Annotated in this window: 23 protein-coding genes and 2 pseudogenes; 8 read left to right on the forward strand and 17 right to left on the reverse strand. The window is 41.2% G+C overall.

The features are described 5' to 3' along the window. Positions 1–71 precede the first annotated feature (71 nt). Complete coding sequence (locus AU255_RS18165) at positions 72–1,025, reverse strand: helix-turn-helix domain-containing protein (protein WP_233144747.1); 954 nt, start codon at positions 1,023–1,025, stop codon at positions 72–74. A gap of 317 nt (positions 1,026–1,342) precedes the next feature. Here AU255_RS18165 and AU255_RS18170 point away from each other — a divergent pair, with 317 nt between their 5' ends. After that, positions 1,343–2,884 carry an amidohydrolase family protein gene (locus tag AU255_RS18170; protein WP_080524309.1) on the forward strand — a complete coding sequence of 514 codons (1,542 nt, stop codon included), beginning with the start codon at positions 1,343–1,345 and terminating at the stop codon, positions 2,882–2,884. Positions 2,885–3,112: 228 nt separating this feature from the next. Here AU255_RS18170 and AU255_RS18175 read toward each other — a convergent pair whose 3' ends face one another. Next, the gene (locus tag AU255_RS18175) at positions 3,113–4,294 is read right to left on the reverse strand and encodes a Wadjet anti-phage system protein JetD domain-containing protein (protein ID WP_080524310.1); all 1,182 of its coding nucleotides are present in this window, start codon (positions 4,292–4,294) and stop codon (positions 3,113–3,115) included. Between the two features lie 1,092 nt (positions 4,295–5,386). Between AU255_RS18175 and AU255_RS18185 the strand changes: the two genes are divergently transcribed. Together AU255_RS18185 and AU255_RS18190 are read left to right on the forward strand one after the other, a co-directional pair. Further along, entirely contained in the window at positions 5,387–5,632 is a 246-nt protein-coding gene (locus tag AU255_RS18185; protein ID WP_080524311.1) for a type II toxin-antitoxin system CcdA family antitoxin, read from the forward strand. Further along, the gene (locus AU255_RS18190) at positions 5,632–5,949 is read left to right on the forward strand and encodes a CcdB family protein (protein WP_080524312.1); all 318 of its coding nucleotides are present in this window, start codon (positions 5,632–5,634) and stop codon (positions 5,947–5,949) included. Before AU255_RS18185 ends, AU255_RS18190 begins: the two co-directional genes overlap by 1 nt. Positions 5,950–6,164: 215 nt before the next feature. On the opposite strand, the gene AU255_RS18195 is transcribed toward AU255_RS18190, so the two are convergent. The 8 genes and pseudogenes from AU255_RS18195 to AU255_RS21245 form a co-directional block, all read right to left on the reverse strand. After that, positions 6,165–6,737 carry a restriction endonuclease gene (locus AU255_RS18195; RefSeq protein ID WP_198942692.1) on the reverse strand — a complete coding sequence of 191 codons (573 nt, stop codon included), beginning with the start codon at positions 6,735–6,737 and terminating at the stop codon, positions 6,165–6,167. 508 nt (positions 6,738–7,245) lie between these two features. Further along, positions 7,246–7,761 (reverse strand): IS66 family transposase, encoded by a 516-nt coding sequence (locus AU255_RS20535; RefSeq protein ID WP_198942693.1) that lies wholly within the window; start codon positions 7,759–7,761, stop codon positions 7,246–7,248. 34 nt (positions 7,762–7,795) lie between these two features. Further along, complete coding sequence (locus AU255_RS20960; RefSeq protein WP_233144748.1) at positions 7,796–8,023, reverse strand: hypothetical protein; 228 nt, start codon at positions 8,021–8,023, stop codon at positions 7,796–7,798. A 117-nt stretch (positions 8,024–8,140) separates the two neighbouring features. Continuing rightward, positions 8,141–8,536 (reverse strand): annotated as a pseudogene (locus AU255_RS21515) (hypothetical protein); the annotation flags it as partial. Positions 8,537–8,545: 9 nt separating this feature from the next. Then, positions 8,546–8,827: a hypothetical protein gene (locus AU255_RS19935; RefSeq protein WP_143736021.1), complete on the reverse strand. Its 282-nt coding sequence runs from the start codon at positions 8,825–8,827 to the stop codon at positions 8,546–8,548. Between the two features lie 138 nt (positions 8,828–8,965). Then, positions 8,966–9,322 (reverse strand): IS66 family insertion sequence element accessory protein TnpB, encoded by a 357-nt coding sequence (tnpB, locus tag AU255_RS18205; protein WP_080521668.1) that lies wholly within the window; start codon positions 9,320–9,322, stop codon positions 8,966–8,968. Next, a complete protein-coding gene (tnpA, locus tag AU255_RS18210) occupies positions 9,319–9,651 on the reverse strand; it encodes an IS66 family insertion sequence element accessory protein TnpA (protein ID WP_080522315.1) in 333 nt (110 codons plus the stop codon). The genes tnpB and tnpA overlap by 4 nt, the downstream gene beginning before the upstream one ends. A gap of 103 nt (positions 9,652–9,754) precedes the next feature. Further along, entirely contained in the window at positions 9,755–9,949 is a 195-nt protein-coding gene (locus AU255_RS21245; protein ID WP_332889081.1) for a PIN domain-containing protein, read from the reverse strand. Positions 9,950–10,087: 138 nt separating this feature from the next. Here AU255_RS21245 and AU255_RS18215 point away from each other — a divergent pair. Next, positions 10,088–11,472: pseudogene (locus AU255_RS18215) on the forward strand (IS4 family transposase). Between the two features lie 139 nt (positions 11,473–11,611). Here the strand turns inward: AU255_RS18215 and AU255_RS18220 are convergent. The 7 genes from AU255_RS18220 to AU255_RS18250 all read right to left on the reverse strand — a co-directional run bounded on the left by AU255_RS18220 (position 11,612) and on the right by AU255_RS18250 (position 19,581). Beyond that, positions 11,612–11,872, reverse strand: a complete 261-nt coding sequence (locus AU255_RS18220; protein ID WP_080524314.1) for a helix-turn-helix domain-containing protein — start codon at positions 11,870–11,872, stop codon at positions 11,612–11,614. A 1-nt stretch (position 11,873) separates the two neighbouring features. Then, positions 11,874–12,155 (reverse strand): type II toxin-antitoxin system mRNA interferase toxin, RelE/StbE family, encoded by a 282-nt coding sequence (locus AU255_RS18225; protein ID WP_080524315.1) that lies wholly within the window; start codon positions 12,153–12,155, stop codon positions 11,874–11,876. Between the two features lie 430 nt (positions 12,156–12,585). Continuing rightward, a complete protein-coding gene (locus AU255_RS18230; protein ID WP_080524316.1) occupies positions 12,586–13,488 on the reverse strand; it encodes a bestrophin family protein in 903 nt (300 codons plus the stop codon). A gap of 217 nt (positions 13,489–13,705) precedes the next feature. Beyond that, positions 13,706–13,924, reverse strand: coding sequence for a PIN domain-containing protein (locus AU255_RS21250; RefSeq protein ID WP_332889082.1), 219 nt, complete (start codon positions 13,922–13,924; stop codon positions 13,706–13,708). A 148-nt stretch (positions 13,925–14,072) separates the two neighbouring features. Next, positions 14,073–17,438 carry an ATP-binding protein gene (locus tag AU255_RS18240; protein WP_080524317.1) on the reverse strand — a complete coding sequence of 1,122 codons (3,366 nt, stop codon included), beginning with the start codon at positions 17,436–17,438 and terminating at the stop codon, positions 14,073–14,075. Beyond that, entirely contained in the window at positions 17,419–18,009 is a 591-nt protein-coding gene (locus AU255_RS18245; RefSeq protein ID WP_080524318.1) for a DUF4194 domain-containing protein, read from the reverse strand. Before AU255_RS18245 ends, AU255_RS18240 begins: the two co-directional genes overlap by 20 nt. A gap of 132 nt (positions 18,010–18,141) precedes the next feature. Further along, the gene (locus AU255_RS18250) at positions 18,142–19,581 is read right to left on the reverse strand and encodes a DUF3375 domain-containing protein (protein WP_080524319.1); all 1,440 of its coding nucleotides are present in this window, start codon (positions 19,579–19,581) and stop codon (positions 18,142–18,144) included. Positions 19,582–19,706: 125 nt separating this feature from the next. On the opposite strand from AU255_RS18250, the gene AU255_RS18255 reads away from it, so the two are divergent. The 4 genes from AU255_RS18255 to AU255_RS18270 all read left to right on the forward strand — a co-directional run bounded on the left by AU255_RS18255 (position 19,707) and on the right by AU255_RS18270 (position 24,658). Then, entirely contained in the window at positions 19,707–20,768 is a 1,062-nt protein-coding gene (locus AU255_RS18255) for a glycosyltransferase family 9 protein (protein WP_080524320.1), read from the forward strand. Continuing rightward, positions 20,765–21,778: a lipopolysaccharide heptosyltransferase II gene (waaF, locus tag AU255_RS18260; protein WP_080524321.1), complete on the forward strand. Its 1,014-nt coding sequence runs from the start codon at positions 20,765–20,767 to the stop codon at positions 21,776–21,778. The genes AU255_RS18255 and waaF overlap by 4 nt, the downstream gene beginning before the upstream one ends. Before the next feature lie 328 nt (positions 21,779–22,106). After that, entirely contained in the window at positions 22,107–23,270 is a 1,164-nt protein-coding gene (locus AU255_RS18265; protein ID WP_080524322.1) for a glycosyltransferase family 4 protein, read from the forward strand. A gap of 35 nt (positions 23,271–23,305) precedes the next feature. Further along, positions 23,306–24,658 carry a PIG-L deacetylase family protein gene (locus AU255_RS18270; protein ID WP_080524323.1) on the forward strand — a complete coding sequence of 451 codons (1,353 nt, stop codon included), beginning with the start codon at positions 23,306–23,308 and terminating at the stop codon, positions 24,656–24,658. Positions 24,659–24,710: the final 52 nt, after the last annotated feature.

Consider the following 24,710-nt stretch of genomic DNA (forward strand, 5'->3'; position numbering starts at 1 on the left):
TTAAAGACGTGCTGCTTTAACAAGTTGTATTAATGGGCACGAGCAAAACACTCCTTTGCCCATTCTTCCTCCTAATTGTCGAATTTAATTATTCCACGCTCCCTAGAGACTTCCTTAGGTGTTATCCCAAAATAATTATAAAACGCAGTACTAAAATTACCTGCATGAGTATAGCCTACGTAATATGCGGCGCTAGCGACCTGACAGTGGGTGGATGCGAGTAGTTGATAGGCCTTTTCCATGCGAATATCTAATAACAAGCCATAAGGCGTGGTATTAAAGTATTGATGGAAGAGCTTTTTTAATTTGCTTGAATTAGTTCCCACTTTTTGCGCCAGTTCAGCCACTGTTGGCGGTGATTTAAACATACATAATAAAATATCGCGCGCTGCATTGGCTAAATAAATTTCGTGTAGATTTTCTGTCTTGTAAGGCTGAAATAAATGCATTAGTTCAGCTGTTAATATGTTCATAGCCTGGGTATGCATAAACATGGTACGCATTGCCCCCTGTTCATTGTTTTTTAGTAGTTGTTGCACTGCTATATGGCTTTGACAGGCCATTGGCTGGCAGCTTAAAGTTTTTAGATTATTGTGTTTAAACAAATCTTCCAATTGTTGCTCTTCTATATACCTACGCAACCAATTTTTATTTAATATCAGACGTAATTGGTGAGTTGGTTGATCCGCTTGATACTGACGTTCACCTACCGTGGTGTTAAATCGTGTAATGGTTGAGTATCCTTGTTTAAAAATAACTTCATCGCCATTTTTTGCTGCAAATCGAGAGCTGCCTTGCAAGGCTAAGGTCACGACAATTTTTGGTTCAGCATGATCTATCTGACTGATAATTGCTGTATCTTTTGTTGGTTGATAAGAGGTCTCGATATAGCTTAAATCTGCATCAAGCTGAGTATTCGTAAATTGGTAGTAACCTAAATCATCCGGTAATAACGCATGTGACGTAGTGTTTTGTTGCGCGATAAGCGACTGTAATTCTGAATTCTGGATGCGATAGGGTTTCATTTTTGTCTGTATTTACCGAGTTCTATGCCAAAAAAATATTAAAGTAACCGTTTAGCATATATAAAACATCTTTTAGCATACAAACTCAGTTAGAAATAGTACTTATTTTTGGATAAGATCAATGCGTGCTGTGGTCAATACTTTATAGACTGAATTATATGTATTGCCATAAAGCTTTTAGCTCACAAATATACATGCAATGTACTTTTTTTATTTCCGTTTCCAGAGCCTGGTCTGTAAAGATTACGACTTGTTTAGAGTGCAGCTAAAAACGTTTGTATGCGGTTCGTGTGTAAAACTAATAACAAGGAAAAAAAATGAAATTAAAATCTCTTCTGTCGGTGACCACGCCCTTTATGTTGGCTATGTGTTTGAATCAAGGTTTCAGTGCCATTGTTTATGCTCACAATGGTGAAGATCATGGCAATACTAATACAGACATAGTACAGGATGCGCCTGATTGTCAGGTGTTATCTGCTGACCGACTGTTTGATGGTGATATGCTTATGGAAAACCAGGCGGTATTACTTAATGGCAATAAAGTTGTCAGTATCGGCACTGCGAGCGAATTAAGTAAACTCTGTGGCTACCGGATAGAATTGGGTGATGCGACAATTTTGCCTGGATTTATTGAGTCTCATGCGCATGTCGCTTTTCAAAATGTACGCAAAGACAAGGTTTTGGCTCATGGTATTACTACGGTGCAGGATACGGGTGGAGCATTGCAAGTAACGGAAGGCGGTGACGGCGCTTTACGTTTATTGAGTACGGGGCCTATTATTCAGGCACCAGGCGGTTATCCACTGAACATATTTGGCGGCGGAGAAGGCGGTTATGACCAGATAGGCATTCCGGTCAGTTCGGTGGCTCAGGCTGAAGAAGTAGTTGCTAATTTGGTGACTGGTGGAGCAACAGCAATCAAGATTGCCCTTGAGTCTGGTGGTGAGCCAGGGGCGCCCTGGATGTTGCCGCATGGCGATCAGCCTGTGCCAGCAACGCCCTGGAATTTACTGTCGCAGGATATTGTTAACGCGATAGTAACTAAAGCACATACACTGGAAAAACGAGTGATTGCGCATGTTGGCGAGGATGAAGGCGTTACTCGTGCGTTAGCTGCTGGCGTGGATGAGTTTGCACACATGCCTTGTGCAGCAATCAGTGACGACTTATTGCATGAAGCGGTACAAAAAGGAGTGACTTTTGTAACCACAATCGACACCCTCGGTTCTTGTGTCAATGCTGATGGCATGGGAATTCATTCCAATACGCATACTGTCGCCCATGCAATAGAGCATAATCCGGATACGGGTGCGCAGTTTATTTATGGCTCTGAAATTGGTCATGATAATGTGCCTTGGGGAATTAATGGCGAGGAATTACATATGATGTTACACCTTACCAGCGGTGAATCTGTAGACTTTGTAGATGTGCTTAATGTATTAAAAGCGGCTACCTCAGAAGCGGGTAAGCGCCTTGATATTCCCGGTCTTGGTACTCTAAGTGCCAATGCTCCGGCAGACCTGATTGCCGTGCGAGGCAACCCATTTCAACGCTTTAAGCTGTTGGAGTATCCAGACCTGGTAATTTCCGGAGGTCGCACTATTATTAATGAATTTGGCTACCAGAGTGCTGTTGAATGTTTATTTGCCTGGGCAGAAATTAATTTTCCTGAGTATCTTGCTCCAGCGGGCGCTTATACACAGGTATCCAATGGATTTATTCAGCGGGAGTATTCTTCAAGCCAATCTTTTGTGCATATTTCTAATGATAAACACCGTGTTTACTTTACTGGAGCTGATGGAGTGCAGCATGATTTAGGTGATTTATCTAACTGGCTGGCGACTGCAGGCTGTCACTAAGCAAGAGATATCTGTTGTTAAGAATTGGGCCGACTATCTATAAGACTAACGGATGTAATAATGGGTAATTCCAACATATTTTACCCGCGCCTTAAACCCTTATCAGTTGTAGCTTTTCTCGTTCCTACGGCCCCCTCGTGGAAATACAGTTTGTGATGGTCACAGAGTGCTGAGCGTTGCTGAATAACATTAACAGCATTGCGAGCGCTCAAGCAGCGCGCTAAATGACTATTTCAAACCCGCATTCAGATACTGCTGCAAATAGCTAAAACTGATCCGTTCCTGCTCCAGGCGTAAGCACTCCTGATGCAAGTGCTGATAAAGCAAGTTTTCCTCATCGCTTAAATGCTTTAATATTTTTTCAGTGATTTTTGTTGGTGCATGAACCACTAAATGCGCAAACTGCTCTAAAGTTTGCGCATCCATCAACATCGATTTGACCTGCGGATAATACTGCCGCAAACGCGCTAAAATTGCCAAACCATCCGCATCTAAATCACCCCAATAATAAACCGTACGATCCTGCAAACATCGCGCATCTGCCAACAAATTCACCGCATAACCCAAACCAAAAATCACGATCGCCTCAGGATGATCAGGAAACGCCAAAACAGTCACCTTATTTTCCGCAATAAACACCGTTTTTGCTGGAATATTTAAGGCTTTAAACTCACTCAAAGTCAGCGTTAAATCCGTTAAGCCCTGAATCGCCAGCGCCGGATCTAAAATGCGCAAGCGAATCAAAGGCTGGTCATAACGCAATCCATAACGGCGTTCAAAACCATTATTTTTTAAACCGCTAATATCCGCCTGATAACTCGACTGGGCTAAAGTTTGCGTCAATAACTCACTTAAAATGCTTTTGTATTGTTCAATAAATTTACTATCCACACCTTTAATATCCAGTTGACGAATATAGCAACCAGGCTGAGGATGGGCTTCAAAATAAGCACACACTTTTAACAACTGCGGCCAGACTTCGGCGTATTGCATGACTTTAAAAGGATAACGAATTAACCAGTCTATTAATAAGCCATCTTGTTGCAAACTTTGTTCGGTGAGTGCTTGAAATTGTATGAATTCAGCAGTTTTAGCTAAATAGCTTAGAAAAATAGCTGCATTTGTAAAACGGATAACAGCAGGAATTTTTTGTTCGCCTAATTGACGATGGCTAATCGCCTTATCAATAATTAAATAACCGTGTTTTTCACTGTCCTGGCGCAAGGTATAAATAGCATCCTGCAATTCACTATAATCAGTCAGCAAGTTTTTAGCGGGAATGTTTTTCAAGGGAATATCCAGCGGAAAACAGCTGGTTTTTTGTAGCCAGGCGCGATGAATATCGCCACGCTGCCAGATTTTTAAAGCGCTTTGTTTCAGGGCTTTAGGGGTGGTGAGTAGATCGGACATAGACTATTTTATTGCTTCACCAGCGACATTGATGGCCTTTGTTAATTTTTCGCTTATAACTGAAATCATTCCAAATTAAAACTGCTAAGATCAACGACACTGAAATGATTATCATAAAATTCATAAATAATGAACGCGTAGCGATACCCTCATCTCAGCCGAGATCATCAAGTTGTATTGATGGGCACGGGAAAAAGCCCCCATTGCCCATCCTACCTACTACTCATGTCCTATACCATCGAAATTATCTTTTAATAAAACATTTGATGCATACCAGCCTTTATCAATCGCCTGACAAAATGAGCTGTATTGTCATTCACTAGGATCTGAAACATACCCATGTTTGATTGGATTAAAATGAATATAATCTATATGCCGTCGTCAATCATCCTCATCACGAATATAATGCTCCCAAAAACAACGCTGCCAGATACCTTTTTCGCGTTTTTTTATTTTTGATTCACTCACGTCACTCTACGATAAACACAAATGAAAAGCAGCACGCAATCGATCAATATTTTCAATCAATAAGGGTTCTCGGTTTGCCGTTACCACCGTAAAAAATATCTTGCTCCTGGCTTGTAAAAGCGTCGATATTCCATTCTATCACCCTGAAATGTAGGATGGGCAAAGCCGTAGCGTGCCCATCAGGTTTGAGTCATGTGCGTTTGTATTGATGGGCACGGAAAAGAGCCTCTTTGCCCATACTACCGACTGCCCATGATGCGTATTGTACACACCGGATAATCGCAATAAAACTGTTCCTTGTTTGAAGCAACCGATTTTATTATGAATAGTTAATATTGAGATAACCAGCTTGGCGAGTTAAACGATTCGTTGTAATGAGCTTAAAAATCATTAAACTTTATTCTCTAATCTCATCTTATTTTTTCCAGATTCCATGATTTAATTCTACTGTAACCCTTGTCGCCAACCGTCTGTACAAATACGCGAAGAGCATCTGCGTTGCTAAATAGGTTTATGAATGCCCCCCCAGCTCTACACGACTTTTAGTCGTATAGAGGTTAAAGCATTTTACAATGCGCATAGTATTGCGCATAATAGGTTTAAGTAATTTTAGAGGATATTAGTATGCAAGACTTATATGATTATACTGCCCCAAAAAAAGCAGCAAACCTTAGTTTAAATAGTGACCTGCTTAAAAAATCTAAAGAGTTGAACATTAATTTATCAGCAACATTAGAGCAGGCACTGAGAGAAAAACTGGCCCAAGCGGAATCTATACAATGGCTAGAAGAAAATAAAAATGCAATTAAAGCTTACAATAAATTTATAGAAGAACAGGGTAGTTTTGGTGACGAATACAGGAACTTTTAATGGCCCAGTTTGATGTTTATAAAAACCCAAATAAGAATACACAGAGTGCCTACCCGTATATCGTTGATATTCAAAGTCCGTTAATTTCAGAATTAGCAACAAGAATTGTTATCCCATTAGGCAAGTTGAGTCATTTTAAAAATGAACAAATAAATCGACTTACGCCTGAAATAAACTATAGCGGGGAACTGTTATTGCTACTGACACCGCAGATTGCATCAGTTCCTGCAAAAATACTAAAAAAACCAGTTGGAACATTAAATCATTTTAGAGGTGAAATTATTGCATCCTTAGATTTTGCTATCACAGGGATTTAATGAGAAATACAAAAAAAGCGTATCAAAAGAATAGGTCTTTTCAGGCAACATTACTACCCATTACTTTTTTGTATGTCTGGTAAGGAAAGACCCTCACCTTCCTTCTAGCACTTACCCGATTAGAATAATTATTTAATCACACCAGAATTCGCAATTCGGGACCTGAACATCCCTCCCACGTGTACGTGTTTTCGATAAATAGTGGCGCGCTGAGTTTAGTTAAATGACTTCATCCATTCTAAAATATCTGAATAATCATTTAGAGTAAGTATGTTCCTGGACTCTTTAGAGACGATAACTGCGTCCGCAGTAAAGTAAGACGTAGTTACGACAATACCCTTATGAGCCTGTCGTTGAATAACATTACCTACCAGCCTTTGCACAACCCCAATTCCTACTTTGTTGTCCGGGGCGTATCTTTTACATTCTATTAAGTTTACAGTATTTCCAGTAAGCGGTGATTTATGAATGGCTATAACATCTACGCCGCCGTCTCGAGTTTCCGGTGTTAACTCAACGTCAAAGCCATGATTTCTAAATATTGCTGCAACAAATTCCTCAAACTTCCTTGGTGTGATTGAATACAACTGCTCTGGATGTTTCTTGAAATATGCAATAAGCTCTGATTCAATATTTGGGCATATTACTGTTGATTGTGATATTGCTACTTTTTTCTTTTTAGACCAATCAAACCCAGCAAATAAATCTACTAATGTTGACTGCCCATATTGCATTATAATTTTATCTAGCTCTTCATCCTCGATGTAATCCGCTTTAAAAAGAGACATGATTTCTGTTTCAGTAAGTGTCTTTCCATTTCTCAATTTCTCGGAAGCATTTCTGGAAATCCTCCTATGAACACGCATATCTGGAGGAAGCGGGGGCTTTTCCGGCGCTTCTTTTTTTCTTTACTCCCGGCGTTTCTGGCTCACTCATCTATTCATCTTTAGTCTGGTTGGGTGGGCAATGCTTTTATGCCCACCTTGTTTATCGGTAAATGATGGGCAAACGGTAAGGCTGTTTGACCGGGCTTTTCTTATATCAGGTGCATTATATGACACCGTCAGAAGGGAGAGGAGTCCATATCATCATCCTACTAACTAGACTACTATGCAAAAATAAACACCTGAACATCCCTCTGCTTTTATTTTCTGCATATGAATTCGCAATTCGGGACCTAACCCTTAGCTTTTATTCGTAGTTTTTACTTCAGTTTGTTCATTACTTCATTACAATTTTGTTCTATTGTTTTGCAGATTTTATCAATAGTTACAGAAGTCTTATTGTAACTTCTCATTATCCACTGGCAGCGGCCGCACGAATGACTTCCGATAACGGAGGAATCCCTTCTAACTTCAGTAAGCGACTTTTTAAATAACCCCAAAATGACATGCCGTGCTTTCGGCAGGTCTTCTTGAGACTGGCAAAAGTATCACGGGCTTTCCGCCCTGCATCACTTCGTGTACTCCCGCTGATTTTTCGTTTCTTGACGTAATCCCTTATATCCCGTTCGCTTAAATTGTTATGAAGTGGGAGGTAGGGTTTGTCGAGTACACGGAGGAGTTCATGTTGATTTTTCCCCATTCGCCCGAGGGCCTGGTTAAGCGTTTCGTAACAGGTTTTGGTACTGCATAGGATTTGAAAGCGCTGCCTGATACTGCTCGCCTGTTCGGTAACAGGATTAAGTTTATAAGCTTTCAGGTCATGGTAAATCGACCAAAGCTGGTCGCGTGCGTCATCTACTGCCTTGGTATGGCTGTCATTTAAAGGAATCAGGCGATTAATTACTCGTTCGGCATGGATCCAGCACAAGGCATGATCAAAGACGTTAAACTGCCCTGCATCATCACTGATAATTGAAAAAGTCAGAGGAAATGCCTTGGTCTAGCAGCCCTCCCATCAAAGCACCTTCCGTGACTATTTTTCTGTGCCGAGGTTTAACGATGCCTTGCTGATCCAGCCATTCGCACCCGTCAGGTGCCGTGTTAATGCAGACACTGATATTTTCCAGTGTCGCCAATATTACAACAGACAGCTTATTTTGTGCCATGTATTCAATGGCACCTGTGTTCAATGTATAAAGCGTTGTTTTGCCTTGTGATAGACAGTTTAAAAAATTGATTCTGCTTTTACTTTCTGTACTACTGAACCAGGCAAAAAAATCATTGCCAATATGTGTGCAATAGCCATTTTGCCCTTTATGCCGTGCGCCAGTATCATCTGTATGAATATATTTAGAAACGGATAATCCCGTCTTCAGTAATTCATCTTTTTCGGCATGAAAATCGTCCAGATCTTCTGTTAGTATATAACTGAGCTTACCGCTCGAAATATCGACGCCTAAATCACGAATTTGTTCCAGTAGTAATGGCTGTGTGACATGTTGGTGATGGTATTGATAGAGAATAAAGGCAATAAGGCTTTTACCAAAACTACCTCCCTGAATGTCTTCAGGAAGCTGACCTAAAATCGTAAGACCCTCTGGCGTTATATATTCTGCTAAACGATAACGAATGTTATGAGTTTGAAAGGTAATATCCTGAATAACACGATCCTGATACCCTTTAAAGCGTGAACCCTCTGGGATTTCATCCGGCTAAATAATTTGGGTTTCATCTATTTTGAGGTTGCCTTTTTTACTGCGCCTTGGGCCTTTTTTCCTTTTTGATGAGGAGTCATCACTTCCTGGGGCACCCTCCTTATCCATTGTACTCGGTTTGATTTTAGGCTTTGTGGTTTCGCCTTTAAGCTTGAGTATCTCTTGTGCTAACTCATCAATCTGCTTTTGTTGCCAGGCAAGCATTTCCAATAACACATCGACTAGCGGTGTGCGATCTTCTTTGTTTATCTCTGGTAATTCAGGTTTAGGCGAGTTCATAGAATATATTGTAAAGCAACTTTTTAATATTTTCCCGTGGATAATGAGAAGTTTCATTATTATACCACTAAAAGGCTGATAAATAAGGTTTAACTTGCTGTTTTATTGATTCTTTTTATGCAGAATAGAGTCGCTTGATCAGTTGTTTTTTAGACCAGAAACAGCCGTGTGCGCTTGCACTTGGTGATAGGATAAACCATCCAGTAACCAGTGTAATTCACGTGAGGTTAGTGACACAGCCTGCTCGTTCAATTCGCTTGGCCACTGGAACGTCCCCTTATCCAGGCGGCGATAATAAAGCCAGAAGCCATTACATTCCCAATAGAGTAGTTTTAGTTTATCGCGAGAGCGATTACAAAAGACAAAAACACTCCCGGTAAAGGGATCATGGCCCAACTGCTCTGAAACGATCAGCGACAAGCCATTAATGGACTTACGCATATCCGTAACACCTGTCGCCAGATACACCTGATTAACAGCAAGACCGTTTATCATGAGATGGACCTCACCAACTCCAATAACGGTTTTAAAATACTGAGTTCCGTATTGGCCTGTATTTCCAGGCTAAAGCCATTGGTATGAGTGACTTTGATAACCGACGATAGCCTTGGGCCACTTAAATTGTCTTCGGCAACAAATTTTACCGGAACCAGTTGGCTGGTTTGTTGCACTGACGAGCTGGCCGAACCGAATTTCTTTTTGTAATAACTGAAGATATGCGGCTTGATATCATGGACCTTGCAATACTCAGCCTGAGTTAAACGACTGGCTTGCCATTGTGGTATATGCTCTTGCATAGCCGCTTTATTTTGAGATGGGCTCATAAATACCTCTGAAGTTAAATGGAGGTATTAGTGTGCCCTTTTTTATAGGGGTTTAGAATGTGTGGTTTAATTGACGCTTACAGTATAAATGTTGAACTTGTAACTACTCAATTTCCCAATCCCCCAACCTTAACCCTGTCACCCGTGAAAATTCGCCAGTATTATGTGTCACCAATACTACATCATAAGTGCGTGCCGTGGCAGCAATTAGAATATCATTGGGCCCTATGGGTTTACCTTGAGCGGCTAGGTCAGCACGTATTTGTCCGATAACTGCGATAACTGCGATAACTGCGATAACCGGTCAGGATAACTGGGGTCAGAGTAGAATGGCACTTACTTAAGATATAAGCTACTGAAAATATTAAAAAAGGCAGGTTCGATGATAAACTGATTGCGACAAAACAACTTAGCCATCACCGAGAAACCTGCCTTAATGTTTATTAATAACAAATTTTTACGCTGCCAACAACAAAGAATAAAAAAATGTGCAGAAAAGACAGATTCGTATCAATTTTTAACCTGCTCACCTGCCCTGAACTGCTATCAAGAATTGACACCTTATTACCTGAACATCGAGAGCGACTTTATCCGCCCACAGAAACACTTTCAATTTTTTAGCACAAGCCTTGAGTGAAGATCGCTCCTGTCAAAAAGCGGTCAATGATGCAGCAATAAAACGTATCATTGGTGGCCTTGCACCTGTTAGTACCTCTACGGGTGGTTATTGTCGAGCAAGACAGCGTTTGCCATTAGCAATGGTTTCTGACCTAGTTTGCCAGACAGGTGAGCTCATTAACTGTCAAATCCCTGAGCAATGGCGCTGGCATGGAAGGCGTGTACATTTAATTGATGGAACCACTGTAACAATGCCCGACACCGTTGAAAATCAGGCAGTATATCCTCAGCAGAGTGGTCAAAAACCAGGACTTGGTTTTCCAATTTGTCGGTTGGTTGGCGTTATCTGCCTTTCAAGTGGGGCCGTTTTAAATGCGTCGATAGGACGGTTCAATGGAAAAGGCTCAGATGAGCAAAGTTTGCTTCGTAATATTATAGACACCTTTGATACGGGAGACCTTGTTCTTGGCGATGCTTTTTATGGTACCTATTTTTGTTAGCTTCACTGCGTGAAAAGGCATTGATGCCGTCTTTGAGCAAATGGGCGCGCGTAAACGGGTAACTGACTTTAGGAAAGGCAAACGAATAGGCACCAGAGATCACTTAATCGAACTAACCAAACCAAAGATCAAACCAGACTGGATGACACAAGCGCACTATGATGTTGCACCGAAAACGTTACTTATCCGTGAGTTAAGCACTCATGGCAAGATACTCATAACAACATTGCTATGCCCTAAAGAAGCATCGAAACCAGAACTCAAGGTTTTGTATAAAAAACGCTGGCAGATTGAAGTTGATTTCCGGAATATAAAAACGACGATGGGCATGGAAACGCTCAGCTGTAAAACACCCGAAATGAGTGAAAAGGAGATATGGGTCTATTTTCTGGCCTATAATCTGATTCGACTATTGATGGCTCAAACGGCTTTATTAGTCGATATATTACCACGCCAGCTTAGCTTTAAGCATACACTACAATTGTGGTTGGCATGGACTCAACAGACGGCTCTTACTGGTACAGGAGTCATTGAAGAATCATTATTTGTATTAATTGCTCAGCAGCGGGTTGGAAATCGTTCTGGTCGAATAGAACCTCGTGCAGTAAAAAGAAGACCAAAGCCTTTTTCCTTGTTAATGAAACCTAGAGAAGAAGCAAGAGCAGTGATTAGAAAGAATGGACACCCGAAGAAAATAAAGTAACTCACTGTGATTTATGTGTTTTATTCTTAAGTAAGTGCCATTCGGGTCAGAGTAAATTTAAATCTGAAAATAGAAGGAGTTTAACTTTACCCTGAACCCAGTTATCTCAGTGCTTCCCGCAGTCAGGTGGAGCGCCTTTTTATGCGACTTCTTTTTGCTCTACATCCCAGCCTGGAAAAACAAGTACAGCAGGATGAACCTGTAATGCTCTTGCAAGAACTTTTGCTCTTTCTACCCCTAAGTTTACCTTGTCATGCTCAATAGCTGAAAGTGTTGATTGAGGGATTCCTGTAAGAGTTGATAATTCATTTTGGCTTAATTCTTGAAACTCGCGAATAATACGAACAGACTCACCTATGGAAACTTTTTCTCTAATTAGAGATTCTTGATAATCTTTCATATTACTTTCTCCTATAATCATGTGCAGTTACTTTAACTACATATACAAAAAACTGCTCATTTTCAATTTTATAAATAATTCTATATTGAAGGTTGAGGCGTGACGATCGGTGTCCTTTCCACTCGCCTAGCAAAGGCTCATCGTTAAATCCTTTAATCTGTTTTAACCCGTCTGGACCAGAAATTGATACGATATCTTTCCATTTTTCATATCGCTTCAAAACTTCAGTTGGTAATGAGCTAATTTGCTTTATAGATTTTTTATGTTCAAATATTTTCCACATATCATAAATAGTATAGATACTATATTTAGTATGTCAATTTTTAATGAGCATAACGCCGCCATTGGATTATCTCACTACTTATACAAAAGTCGGGGTCACAAAAGTCGGGGTCTACTATAGAATTATGAAGAGAAATGACAAGTGAGTAATAGATATGATGTTTATAGGAAAAGTTATCTATATATGTATATCTGCAAGTGCAAGTTTATCGGTAAATGGTGGGCAAACGGTAAGGCTGTTTGCCCACCCTACCGGGCTTTTCTTATATCAGGTGCATTATATGGCACCGTCAGAAGGGAGAGGAGTCCATATCATCATCCTACTAACTAGACTACTATGCAAAAATAAACACCTGAACATCCCTCTGCTTTTATTTTCTGCATATGAATTCGCAATTCGGGACCTAACCCTTAGCTTTTATTCGTAGTTTTTACTTCAGTTTGTTCATTACTTCATTACAATTTTGTTCTATTGTTTTGCAGATTTTATCAATAGTTACAGAAGTCTTATTTTCCGAAAATGGCTCAGCAAATAAGTTTGTTAACTTGTTTATTGTTAAAAACGCAGAACTTATGATTACCATAACTGGAATTGCTAAAAACTCAAATCCACTGTTTTCTCCTCCTAAGTCTATATCGCCAATAAATAAAGGTATAAGAATGACGTAAAAACCCACAATTATTTTCGTGAAAGCACTGTAAATCATCAAAAAAGGCGTGTTTTTGATTCTCTCTGCTTTACCTTGAGTGTCATAAAAACGATTAATTTGTTGCATTAAATCGCTTTTTTCGATATTAGCTCTTGAAGAGAAATCGCTTTCAAGGGTTTTTGTGATCGCTACTAATATTTCGTTTGAAATTTTATTTTCTATGTTTATTTTAAATGCGCTAAATAACTCTAACTCTTGCTCATTAAAACTGGGTTTGAAATTATTGTGCATTTCATTTTTTAGCTGTCGTATGTATAAAATAGTCAATCTAATTAATTTTTCAGCTTGAAGTTTTAAATCTGCTTGCTCGATATCTTTAAAATTTTCTGAATTACCATAATAGGCATAGATTTTAGCAACGAAACTTCTAGTGTTGTTTGTTAATTCTCCAAATATTTTCCTTGCTTCCCACCATCTGTCATACGCTGAATTCATTCTAAAACCCAAGAAAAAGGCAACAGCAAGCCCAAATACAGAGCCTATTTGTCCAGATGTTTTATAAATGTGGTCACCAAAATATTCTTCAATACTAAGTACAAGAACTGCGTAAACCGTTGTAATAATTATAAACGGTAATGCAATTTTTAATAATTGAAGTAAACCTTGTTTTTCTGTCTTTATCATTTGCTAATCGTCATCTTCTTCAATGCTTTGATTATAGGGGATCCCAATATTTAGACCAATACTTAAAGAGCTATTTAGAGGTGAAAACAAAGGGTCAAAAAACAAGCGTCAGGTTCCAATTGCGAATTTATTGACAAATAAGCTAAGAACTTTAAGGTCAGTTCTAACATTCATATATTTTTGTTGGAATCTTAGACTTTACCCTTGGGTTAACGGTCTAGCCATGCGTTTGATAGCAGCATAAATGTTGAACTTGTAACGACTCAATTTCCCAATCCTCCAACCTTAACCCTGTCACCCGTGAAAATTCGCCGGTATTATATGTCACCAATACTACATCATAAGCGCGCGCCGTGGCAGCAATTAGAATATCATTGGGCCCTATGGGTTTACCTTGAGCAGCTACAAACAGAGGGGCAGGTCCCCAATTGCGAATTTCTAGCTATTCTGAACGCATTGGTTTTCGGGATTTTGTACCTCAGTTTGTGGATCTCTGCGTCACGGAACGCTGAGCGTTCTCGTATGAATTCCCACGCAGAGCGTGGGAACTAGGAGTAAGTTAAAAAAACGGGAGCTAGTCGTCATTACCGCGCGCCCTTCTCCTTATGATATTCCTCAATCGTCAAATTCCTTAACATCGAATTTTTACCGCCTTCATTATGTACCAGATTCACACTTTTCACATAATTCTCAATCACATGGATTTTCTGTAACGGGGTGACGATTAACAACTGTAAATTAAGCTTACTGAATAATTCCAGCCCATAACGCGCGGAGTCATCCGAGCCGCGACCGAAGGCTTCATCGATCATCACAAAACGGAAGCTTCTGGATTGTGTTTCGCCCCATTCCAGGCCAAATTGATACGCGAGTGCCGAGGCTAAAATGGTGTAGGCGAGCTTTTCTTTTTGCCCTCCGGATTTACCTGCCGAATCGGAATAGTATTCTTTTTCCTGATGATCTTCGCGCCAGCGCTCTGAGGCGGAAAACAGGAACCAGTTGCGCACATCGGTGACTTTTCGCGTCCATTTTTTATCGCTATCGGTTTGCCCTTCGCGACCATTGAAACGATCAATGAGCTTTTTTACCTGATAAAATTTACTTTCATCATACAAGTCATCCTCTCCGCCTAAGGTATCGGCTAAACAGGCTCTTAAATCCTGCTGGAAACCTCTGATATCAATGTCTTTACTGCGCTCAGAAATCAGCGTGATATAAGTCCCTGCATTGTAATCAATGGCATTCAGCGAGAGATTTATTTTGGTCAGTTTATCTTCTATTTCCTGGCGCTCTTTATCAAGATTGGCCTGAAACATGGCGATTTTCTGGATCGTGCCTTCTTTGAGCATTTGATGAAAACGTTTTTCATGCCGCGGCAGATCTTCTTTTTCTAATTTTTCCAGCATTTCACCAAATTCAAAAGCCGATTGTAAGGCGACATCGACCTCTCGGGTTTCCTGATGATACTTGTCCTTATATTGCTGCATCTGGGTAATAATACGCTCTGCCAGACGCTGAATTTTGGTGTTTTCATTATTCAACTGAATTTGTATCCATTTGCGCATCACGCTTTGGTTATCATCGCTATTGGCGATGCTTAGCGTAATATCCGGTAGCGCTTTCGGCTGCAGTTCAGTGAGCCTGGGAAAGCTAAATTCGCGCTCGCTTATGGCTGTTTGCTGAATAGTTTGCTCGCTGATCTGGAGCAGGTGTTTATCGTGTTCTAATTGCGCTTCTAATTTACCGCCTTCTTTCGTTAAGACGGTCATTTTTTCTTCCTGCGCGGCAAGCTGCAGCAGGCTGTTTTCCAGTTGTGTTTGTAGCTGCTTTAAGATATCCGAGTTTTGCTCAATCTCCTTTTTTTCATCTAACAGCTGATCAATTTTCAGACTGATTGATTTCCAGTCTATCTCATCAAAATGCGCAATATTCAGTAAGTCACGCGCTTTATCGCGCTGCTTTGTTAATAACTGTAATTGTTTATCCAGATTTTGTAACTGGCTTAAACAATCAAAGCCTTCACGCTGTACCGCGGTTAAGTTCTGTTGCAGCGCTTTTATTTTGGCTTTATTATCCCAGCCCAGGATAAAGCGCGAACGGTCATTAATCGCATGGCGGTCATCTTTTTCATGCCGCGAGGCACTGCTTTTAATCTGCCCCTGGGGTGTAATCGCCTTGGGTTGTCGTCTGAATTCATCCAGGCTTTCTGCGCAGTAATAATCAAACTGCTGGGCAATTTGCGCGGCTAACCAGTCATAAAAAGGGCTGTCCGTTTTGATACGTAGCTTATGAAACAGGGATTTAGCAGCTGGCATGTCAAAGCGTTCTGCTTGCTGCTCTTTAATGCGGAAATACACCAAACGCCCTTTTAAATGCGTTTTTTCCACATAATGCGCGACTTTTTCATAGTGCTCTTCGGCAACCAATAAGCTCAAGCCCATGGTATGCATGACGCGCTCAATCGCGCCTTCCCAATGCGCCTCGGTTTCATCAACTTTTAATAATTCACCGATAAAGGGCAATTCTTCGGCGGCAATGCCAATGGTTTCAGCCATTTGCTGACGGATGCGCAAGTTATTTAACGGAATATTGCTTTGCCGCGCCTGTAAAGAGTCTATTTCTTCTTGTAACTGCTCCGCCTGTGCATTGAACTGATTGCGCGCAATGGTGACATCAATCTTGTGTTTATCAATTTCGCCTTGCTGCGTCTCTATCTCTTGCTGTCTGGCTTCTGCTTGCAGGCGGTTATCATGAAAGCTGTCGCTATCATGCACCATGGAAAATTCCAGCAAGGTACAAAAACTTTGATAACGTTCTGCCTGTTGTTTTTTCTGCGCCAGACTGATTTCAAAGCGTTGCACATCGGCGCGTATCATTTCCAGGCGCCGGCCGCCATTATCATCGATGCTTTGTTTTAGCTGGGTTTGCTGTTCCCGCAATTCAAGCAAATCAGCTTGCTGGCGAACTATGCGTTGCTGGTGTTTTTCCTGCTCTATTTCGCGTTTAGCAATGCGTTCATTAAGTAATTCGGTTTTATGTTGGGCAAAGAATGCGTCCAATGCATCACGGCAACGGGTTTTATCGCTGTGCTGTTGCGCATAGATCTGATGATGGCTGTAATCGCTTAACATCGGTTTTAAGAGCGATAATTGATCTTTGGCTTTTAAGACCGCTTCGTGCGCCCGATTGAGGTTATCAAATTCTCGACAGATTGACGTAATTCGTTCTTGTACCGGCGGCGCTTCCAGCATGTGCAGGCGCACAAAGTCTGTGAGATTGCCGACCGCTTTCATCGACACTGTTTGATACAACAGTTCTAAAGCTTGTTCGCTTTCTATGCCTAAACGCCGCCGGAATTCGGCGGAATAGTCTTTAAAGGATTCAAATAACTGTAGTTTCGGACGTCGTTTCAGGCGCTTTTTTAAATCCAGAATATCACTGCCAAACTGGGAAAAATGCTCCTTGATACTTAAGGCTTCAGTGCTCAGCACATAAAAACGCGCGGGTTGATTCTGATCTTCTTTACACCAGAAAACTTGCGCAATAGTGACATGAGCATCGTAGCCGGCATTATAAAAATAACCGAGCAAAACACTATAGTTATTCGCATCGCGTAATGCGACTTGTTTAGCGGCTAAATTCTCGGCATCTTTTTCGCTTTTATAATGACCGCGTACATAGGAGTTTAAATTACGCTCTTTGGCTTCTGCACCGGCGGCTTTGTTATAGGTAATTTTTTGTGTGGGTACCAGTAGCGTTGTTAATGCATCGACTACAGTTGATTTACCAGAACCTATATCACCGGTTAATAAGGCATTTTCACCGTTGGGTTTGATCTTCCAGATATGCTTATCAAAAGTTCCCCAGTTTAAGAGTTCAAAACGATGCAGCCTGAACCCGGCTAATTTATCATCCGTCATACTATCCAGTTCAGTCTGTAGATTCGGCATAGGCTTGGTAAGTGGCTAATTTTTGATTAAAGTCTGCAGTCCAGTCGGCATCAACCAAGGCGCTGATAATGCGTTGAATTTCCAGGTTTTCATTGTCGTTTGTCAATTTGCGCAAAAAGCCCAGTTCAATCACTTTGTTAATGGTGGCGTTAATGGATGCACTGATTTGTGCTTCATTACTTTTCTCCGGCATAAACACCAGCATGGCATTGCTAAGCTCCTGTCTTGAGACAATCACGCGTATATCCGCACCTGAGCTATCGGCTTCAGCCATTTTTTTACGTAATAGCACACATAATAAGCTAATCGGATAACTTAGAGGACGGCGCGCTATTAAGCGTGGCAGAGGATCTTTTTCATCCTCATCAGGGATACTTTGTGTTAGCCAGGCATAGCCTTCGGTATCGTCTATTGCCAAATCCAGTCCCATCACTTTTACATAATCTAGAACCTGACTTTGTAAGCTTAATAGATCATGCCATAACATCGGTTGCTGGTTACGGAATAAAATGCCTTTGAGGAGGTGGATGATAATGGGGGAGATACTGGGTTGGTGTTCTTCTTCGGTCATAAATGAGTTGTGCAGTATTTATTATCGGTAGCGGTGATTAGCACCAGTTGTATTGGAAATTACTTTAGCATGAAAAAATCTGTTGCAACATGCCTGAATTTTGGCCAGCAGTCTGCGCTCCCGGCAATGAGGTTAATGCCGGGTAAAAATAACACTGGGCATTGTTACCGACTTATCCACACCTTCCGAGCTCACCCAGGTAATTTCAACTTCTTTTTCGCCATCTATCAAGGCATGGGAATTATCCTGACAAGCCAGATTCATATAGGCGATCAGTTCACTCAAGCCTTTTTCTAAAGGGTGCTGTTCACAGATTTCCAGCAACGTAATCTGTCGTTGATTTTGCAGGGCTTTGTTAATGCGTGCCTGTAGCATGTCTGTATCGACATAATGCTGAGTATATAATAAGTCACTGCTAAACTCTGCGGCACCGGAGCTTAATTTTTCTGTGGCAATAACCGGGCGACTGGGCGGTCGGAATAAGGTACGTGATACCGCTAATTCGATCTGCGCCTTGGTATCATCTAAGTAAGTAAAGTCTTTATCCTTGGGCGGGTTTTGTTTAATGGCAATTGCTGATTTTTCAATTTCGTGAATAATCGACATAATGCGTTTGTTTTCCAGCCATACCTGATCATCCAAATAGCGGCGTAATTGCTCAACCAGACTAGAGCTGGTGCGCTGTACTTTCTCACCGGCTTCCAGTAAATGATATTTCATTTTCGGCAATAATTCATCTGGCTCACAGCTTTGCACTTCTTCCAAAGCGAGCACTTTTTGAATAAGTGCATTAAATTCTTCCTGTTTTGCTGGCGACATCAGCAAGCCCCAGAACGCCTGAAAACTTTTGCCCTGGTCTGAATCACCGATATCATCTTGCTCGCCAAAAATATCATCCAGTAACTCGCCTTTATGTTTATTGCTGGTGGCGATTTTCTCGCGTGTACTACGGTCGAGTTGCCGAAAATTCTCTTCAACCTGTCTAAAATCCATCAGCAAGCTACGCGCGGTTTCTTCCAGCTGATAAAAGCGCTCTTTGACCTGACGAGGATCATAGCTAATCACTTCACCTTGTTGTAAACGGGAAATTTCAGCATCTATTTCTGCTTTTTGCACTTCTAATTCGGCAATACGCTGTTGTGGATCGGTTTGTGTAGTTTGCAGGATGCTGGCAAGCAATTCAAAGACCGTCAATAGCCGTGACTCTGTACCAATAAATTGTTTTTGTTCTAAACTACGCAGCCATTCTATCGATTTTTCACTCGCCGGAGTTAAATCAAATTCTGGCTCGTCGCTGTTTTCTGCATAATACTTGCGCAAAAAAGCATTTTCTCCGCTAGCCCAATCAGTGAGATAGGCTTTCGCCGTTTTCGGGTATTTGTCGCGATGAATCTGACGCAGGTGAAATAAAGTGTCTTCCAGCTTTTCCGTTAATTCGCTTTGTTTTAATGAACGGCAATTGGGCTGAATAAACACTCGGTAAAAAAAGCTGATAATCAAAGCTGAATTATCGGCACATAATAAGCGCCAAGTCGGATGCTGGCGAAGTTTGAGTAAATAATCGTGTTCCATTAGCTTTATAAGTGAGGGTTCAGGGAAACAGGCAGCTCGCCTATACCCCGATAAACTGATTTGATTTTGCACTCGGAATTGAGGGTGCTAAAATCAACGTATCTTTTTACTGTAAGTAATCATGCATGAGCAATAATACAGTACCTCCCTCTAAAATAACACTGCTCCGACTTTCTGCAATAGGCGATGTGCTGATGTTATTACCCGCAGTACGCCTGCTGAAAAAACAGTTTCCTGACACACAAATCGATTGGTTAATTGATAGACCGATTGCAGGTCTACTGGCGCAAGTTACTGAGGTAAATGTGGTGCCTATAGACAAACCTAAATCAATAGGCGATTATTGGCGAATCAAAAAACAGTGGCGTCGTAAAAATACCGGACAATTAATTAGTTTCCAGACCAGTTTTGTCAGTAATATGCTCATGGCGCTGTTACCTGCTGAGCATAAAACCGGCTTTGGCCCGCCTTATTCTCGTGAAGGTCATCACTTTTTTACCGATACGGCCTATGAATTGCCTGAGCACTTGCATCAGGTTGAGATTTTTTTTGCCTTAGCACAAAAATTTGCGGGTATCAGTCAACAGATCAGCATAACGGCAGATGATTTAAACCTGCCTGTCAGCGACACCGATATCAACTGGGCAGTTGATAAGTTACAGACGCATAGACAGTGGATCGCCATAAATCCTATGGCCTCTACACAGGAAAAAACCTGGGATGCAGAACGTTATATTAGTCTAATTGATAACTTGCACAGACTTTATCCCGACAGGCCTGTGGTATTAACGGGTGGTTCTGGCAGCAAAGAAGTGGCCTTTGGACAGCAAATCGAACAACAAACGCAAGCACCATGTCTTAACTTAACAGGACAAACAACGCTGACTCAGTTGGCCGCTATTCTTAAACAAGCGTCCCTGCTTATCTCTCCCGACACGGGCCCGTTACATCTTGCGAATGCTATGGCGACACCGGTGATTGGTCTTTATGCTGTGACCCGGCCTGAATATATCGGGCCTTATAATCAGCTGGATAACTGTATCAATATCTATGATCAAGCCGCCCGGACCTTTATGCAGAAGCCTGCATCCCAGCTTCCCTGGCAAAAGAAAATACCCAGTTTAGAAGCCATGCAGTTAATCTCTGTGGAACAGCTTATCGCCAAAGTACGCGACTTAAACTTATGAATATTCTTGTTTTTTCTCCCGCCTGGGTAGGTGATATGGTTATGGCACAGACTCTTTTTAAAGTGCTACATCAACATTACCCTGATATGAACCTGGATGTGATTGCACCTCCCTGGCCCTATGATTTATTACAGCGTATGCCGGAAGTCAATAAGCATTACAAAATTGAAGTTCAACGCGGAAAGTTTAGCTGGCAGGCTCGCCGGGATATAGCGAATAGTATCAAAGATAAGCAGTATGACTGGGCGATTACTATGCCGGTTACCTGGAAATCTGCCTTAAATGGCTATTGGAGCGGTGCACCCAGACGTACCGGCTTTCTTGGGGAAATGCGTTATGGCTTATTAAATGACAGGCGCAGATTAGATACCAAAAAACTGCCTTATATGGTGCAGCGTTATGTATCGTTAGGTTTGGATACCTCCGCACCTATCCCCGAATTAAATGCAATTCCAAAACCTCAGCTAGCCGTTGATAAAAACAATGCTGCAAACTGGATGCAGACATTAAATATTACACAGCAAAAGCCGGTCATTGCGCTGATGCCGGGCGCTGAATTTGGCCCAGCAAAGCGCTGGCCTACAGAGAATTATGCGCTGATTGCCAGGCATCTAATCCAATCTGATTGCCATGTATTGATTTTAGGTTCGCCTAAAGACTATGCAACGGCAGAAGAAATAGTACAAAAAAGTGGTGTTCAGCTCATTAATTTATGCGGTAAAACCAACTTGCTAGATGCAGTTGATATACTTTCCTGTGCCAATCTGGCAATTAGCAATGACTCAGGTTTAATGCATATTGCAGCGGCTGTTAATATCTCGCAAATCGCCATATATCGTAGTTCCACACCTGAATTTACGCCACCGCTGAATGATAAAGCGATTATTCTACAAGCTGAATTTAATAACCCGGCTGTAGATAAGATTAAGCTAAAGTCGCTGGAGGGTATAGCAGGCTTTACAGATGTTGCTATAGATCAGGTACAATCAGCCATACAATCTATTTTATAAATAGTTTTCTGATTATTTACAACCTCAGTCAACTTGAAAAACTTTTATTGATCAATTTTTATGTTAAGAGATGTGTATCAAATAATTTGAGGAAGCTGTTTTTTTGGGCGCGGACCGCCTATACATATCCAGGATAATCTATGTCCATCACTGGCTGGACAATACCCCTGATAGATACACTGGGTACCTGTTATTTATACTACCCTGTTTTATTATGCTAGTGAAACAGATTGCCGCGCATGACAGTGAAAAATTTTCCTTCACTGTTAGTTATCAACAACAGGCTATTGAGTACATAAATATCAAAGCCACCCGATAATCCATTTTTATGAAACATACTATTAGCAGACTGCGCATTGCAGTTTTAATCCGCCAATACACGGGAATCGGAGGGGCCGAACGCTATTGCGTTGAATTGACTGAGCGCCTGGCCAAACAGCATGAGGTGCATTTATTCTGCCAGTCCATTGAAATTGAACCTCACCCTAATATTATCGTACACATCATCCCTAAAAAGCGGGGAAAACCACGTTATCTCAATCAATTAGAATTTTCCAGACTGACTCGTCTTGCCACAGCAGGCCAGTTCGATATCGTGCATTCGCATGACATGGTTACCCATGCTAATGTACAAACTCTGCATGTGCCTTGTGTGCGCAGCCGATACACTGACATATCAGGGATAAAAAAAATACTGCGTTATTTAAATAGTGCTATCAGCCCGCGCTTACTTGCCTATTTATGGCTGGAAAAAAAGCAGATTTGCACAAAAAATAATCGCCAGATCATCGCAGTTTCAGAATTTTTAGCCCAAAATATCACTAACAGCTATCCTGAGGTCGTTAACAATATTAATATTGCCTATCCAGGTATAGCGGTATCAAAAAGCAAAAAAACGCTAAACACATTACGTCAGCAACAACGCAAACAACTACAATTAGCAGATGATGCTTTTGTCATTCTCTTTGTTGCTAATGATTACAAGCGCAAGGGCCTGCCGATTATACTCCAGGCCATCAAAGCGCTAGACATCCCACAGCTACAATTAGTTGTCGCGGGTGACGACCGGCCGAAAAAATTCACCACCACAGTTAAAAAAGCGGGACTCAACAATCAAGTTCACTTTATTGGCAAATGCGCTGATATGCATGCTTTGTATCCTGTCGCTGATGTTTTAATCCACCCGACTCTGGCAGATACCTACGCCATGGTGGTTCTGGAGGCGATGGCGCACGGCATCCCCGTTATCGTTAGTAATGCTACATATTGTGGCTTTGCAGAACATTTAACGGATAATGAAGCATTGCTAATTGACCAGCCTAAAGACCCGGTCGAGCTGGCAAAACATATTAATACATTACTGAGCGACACTGATCTGCGAGAATTTTTAGCTACAAATGGCAGAAAAAAAGCGCTGGCGATAAGCTGGGAAAATACTTTACAGCAGACCCAGCGCGCTTACCGTAAAGTTTTAAAGCTAACTACCAGGTAATTTCCCAACAAATTGTATAAACACACGTTTATGTCATGCTGAAAAAATCGCTTATTATCCTGTTTTTACTCGTACTGTGTGGCTTAGTGGCTTATTTTTCACTGGCTGCCAAATACAACTACGATGTTGCCCAGAATTATCAATATGCATTCCAAAATAGCCAGCATACAGTAATACACGCTCAGATAAAGCAGGGGGAATTTAACTTCGACAGTGTACCAAACTGGGATACGGGTTTTATTGGATTAAACGTTTCCGCGACCCTCACCGGCTATTTTGCCGAGCCTTATGTCGAGATTATTGGTGGCCAGCAACATTCTATTTTAAGTTTTGAACGTGGCGTACAAGGTCTGCGTTATATAAACCTACCTTCAGGCATAGGATATAAAGATCAGACTATTCGGCTTATTGCTCATCATTTAACGATTAATGACCAGCAAGCCAGCATCGTTTTATTTACCAACCCCAAAATACACAAGCAGGCTAAAGTTCTGGTTATTGCGCCACACCCCGATGATGCTGAAATTGCTGCATTTGGTTTATATAGCCAACATAACAGTTTAATACTCACCATAACAGCCGGTGAAGCAGGCCCGCATATTTATGATGAGGTGTATGCGGATGAAAACCAGCATTATCAGGAAAAAGGTAAACTTAGAGTTTGGAACAGTATAACCGTGCCCATGTTAGGAGGTGTTAGCCCTGAGCATGCAATAAACCTGGGATACTTTGACGGCACTTTACAACAAATGGCCAGCAATAAACCCCGTTCGGTTCATTCAAGGTTTACTGGCATTGATAATGTCAATCATTTTAGGGGACAAAACCTGTCCAGTTTAACGCCTCTAAGCGCAGGCAAGGCAAATTGGCCTGCTCTGATTGACGATATAAAGCAGATTTTGCAGGACTATCAACCAGATATCATTATCACACCTTATCCTGCATTAGACTGGCATACCGATCATAAGCTTTCAACACTAGCCGTCATTAGCGCTATTAAGCAGTTAGGGCTGCAGCAGGGCCAGCTGTTACTCTACACCAATCACTTAACAGCCAATAATTATTTTCCTTACGGACAGCAGGGTGAGCAGGTCTCTATACCGCCTGATTTCAATCAATCACTGTATTTTGACAGTATTTATTCATTTAATCTGCCCAAGCCTAAAGAAAAGATTTTGGTGCTTGAAGCAATGAATGATTTACGCAACGATACCAGTTGGCTAAATATTTCCGGGGCATTTAAAATATTTATGACGACGCTGGGAAATAAACTTTTATTCAAAGATCAGACTTATTTTAGAAGGGCCGTCAGAGCAAATGAATTATTTTTAGTCGTTAATTTTTCAAGTTTATATAGAATAGAAACTATAAATTCTCTAAACCATTAAGAATGAGAATTTTTCATGCCCTAGAAATTTAGCCTGACTGCCGGGCGTTATA

The organism is Methyloprofundus sedimenti, assembly GCF_002072955.1.
Classification (GTDB): Bacteria; Pseudomonadota; Gammaproteobacteria; order Methylococcales; family Methylomonadaceae; genus Methyloprofundus; species Methyloprofundus sedimenti.

Excerpts from the sequence above, each read along its gene's own strand:
- AU255_RS18165 (WP_233144747.1), bottom strand. The coding sequence starts at position 1,025 with ATGAAACCCTATCGCATCCAGAATTCAGAATTACAGTCGCTTATCGCG.
- AU255_RS18170 (WP_080524309.1), top strand. The coding sequence starts at position 1,343 with ATGAAATTAAAATCTCTTCTGTCGGTGACCACGCCCTTTATGTTGGCT.
- AU255_RS18175 (WP_080524310.1), bottom strand. The coding sequence starts at position 4,294 with ATGTCCGATCTACTCACCACCCCTAAAGCCCTGAAACAAAGCGCTTTA.
- AU255_RS18185 (WP_080524311.1), top strand. The coding sequence starts at position 5,387 with ATGCAAGACTTATATGATTATACTGCCCCAAAAAAAGCAGCAAACCTT.
- AU255_RS18190 (WP_080524312.1), top strand. The coding sequence starts at position 5,632 with ATGGCCCAGTTTGATGTTTATAAAAACCCAAATAAGAATACACAGAGT.
- AU255_RS18195 (WP_198942692.1), bottom strand. The coding sequence starts at position 6,737 with ATGTCTCTTTTTAAAGCGGATTACATCGAGGATGAAGAGCTAGATAAA.
- AU255_RS19935 (WP_143736021.1), bottom strand. The coding sequence starts at position 8,827 with ATGAACTCGCCTAAACCTGAATTACCAGAGATAAACAAAGAAGATCGC.
- tnpB (WP_080521668.1), bottom strand. The coding sequence starts at position 9,322 with ATGATAAACGGTCTTGCTGTTAATCAGGTGTATCTGGCGACAGGTGTT.
- tnpA (WP_080522315.1), bottom strand. The coding sequence starts at position 9,651 with ATGAGCCCATCTCAAAATAAAGCGGCTATGCAAGAGCATATACCACAA.
- AU255_RS18220 (WP_080524314.1), bottom strand. The coding sequence starts at position 11,872 with ATGAAAGATTATCAAGAATCTCTAATTAGAGAAAAAGTTTCCATAGGT.
- AU255_RS18225 (WP_080524315.1), bottom strand. The coding sequence starts at position 12,155 with ATGTGGAAAATATTTGAACATAAAAAATCTATAAAGCAAATTAGCTCA.
- AU255_RS18230 (WP_080524316.1), bottom strand. The coding sequence starts at position 13,488 with ATGATAAAGACAGAAAAACAAGGTTTACTTCAATTATTAAAAATTGCA.
- AU255_RS18240 (WP_080524317.1), bottom strand. The coding sequence starts at position 17,438 with ATGCCGAATCTACAGACTGAACTGGATAGTATGACGGATGATAAATTA.
- AU255_RS18245 (WP_080524318.1), bottom strand. The coding sequence starts at position 18,009 with ATGACCGAAGAAGAACACCAACCCAGTATCTCCCCCATTATCATCCAC.
- AU255_RS18250 (WP_080524319.1), bottom strand. The coding sequence starts at position 19,581 with ATGGAACACGATTATTTACTCAAACTTCGCCAGCATCCGACTTGGCGC.
- AU255_RS18255 (WP_080524320.1), top strand. The coding sequence starts at position 19,707 with ATGAGCAATAATACAGTACCTCCCTCTAAAATAACACTGCTCCGACTT.
- waaF (WP_080524321.1), top strand. The coding sequence starts at position 20,765 with ATGAATATTCTTGTTTTTTCTCCCGCCTGGGTAGGTGATATGGTTATG.
- AU255_RS18265 (WP_080524322.1), top strand. The coding sequence starts at position 22,107 with ATGAAACATACTATTAGCAGACTGCGCATTGCAGTTTTAATCCGCCAA.
- AU255_RS18270 (WP_080524323.1), top strand. The coding sequence starts at position 23,306 with ATGCTGAAAAAATCGCTTATTATCCTGTTTTTACTCGTACTGTGTGGC.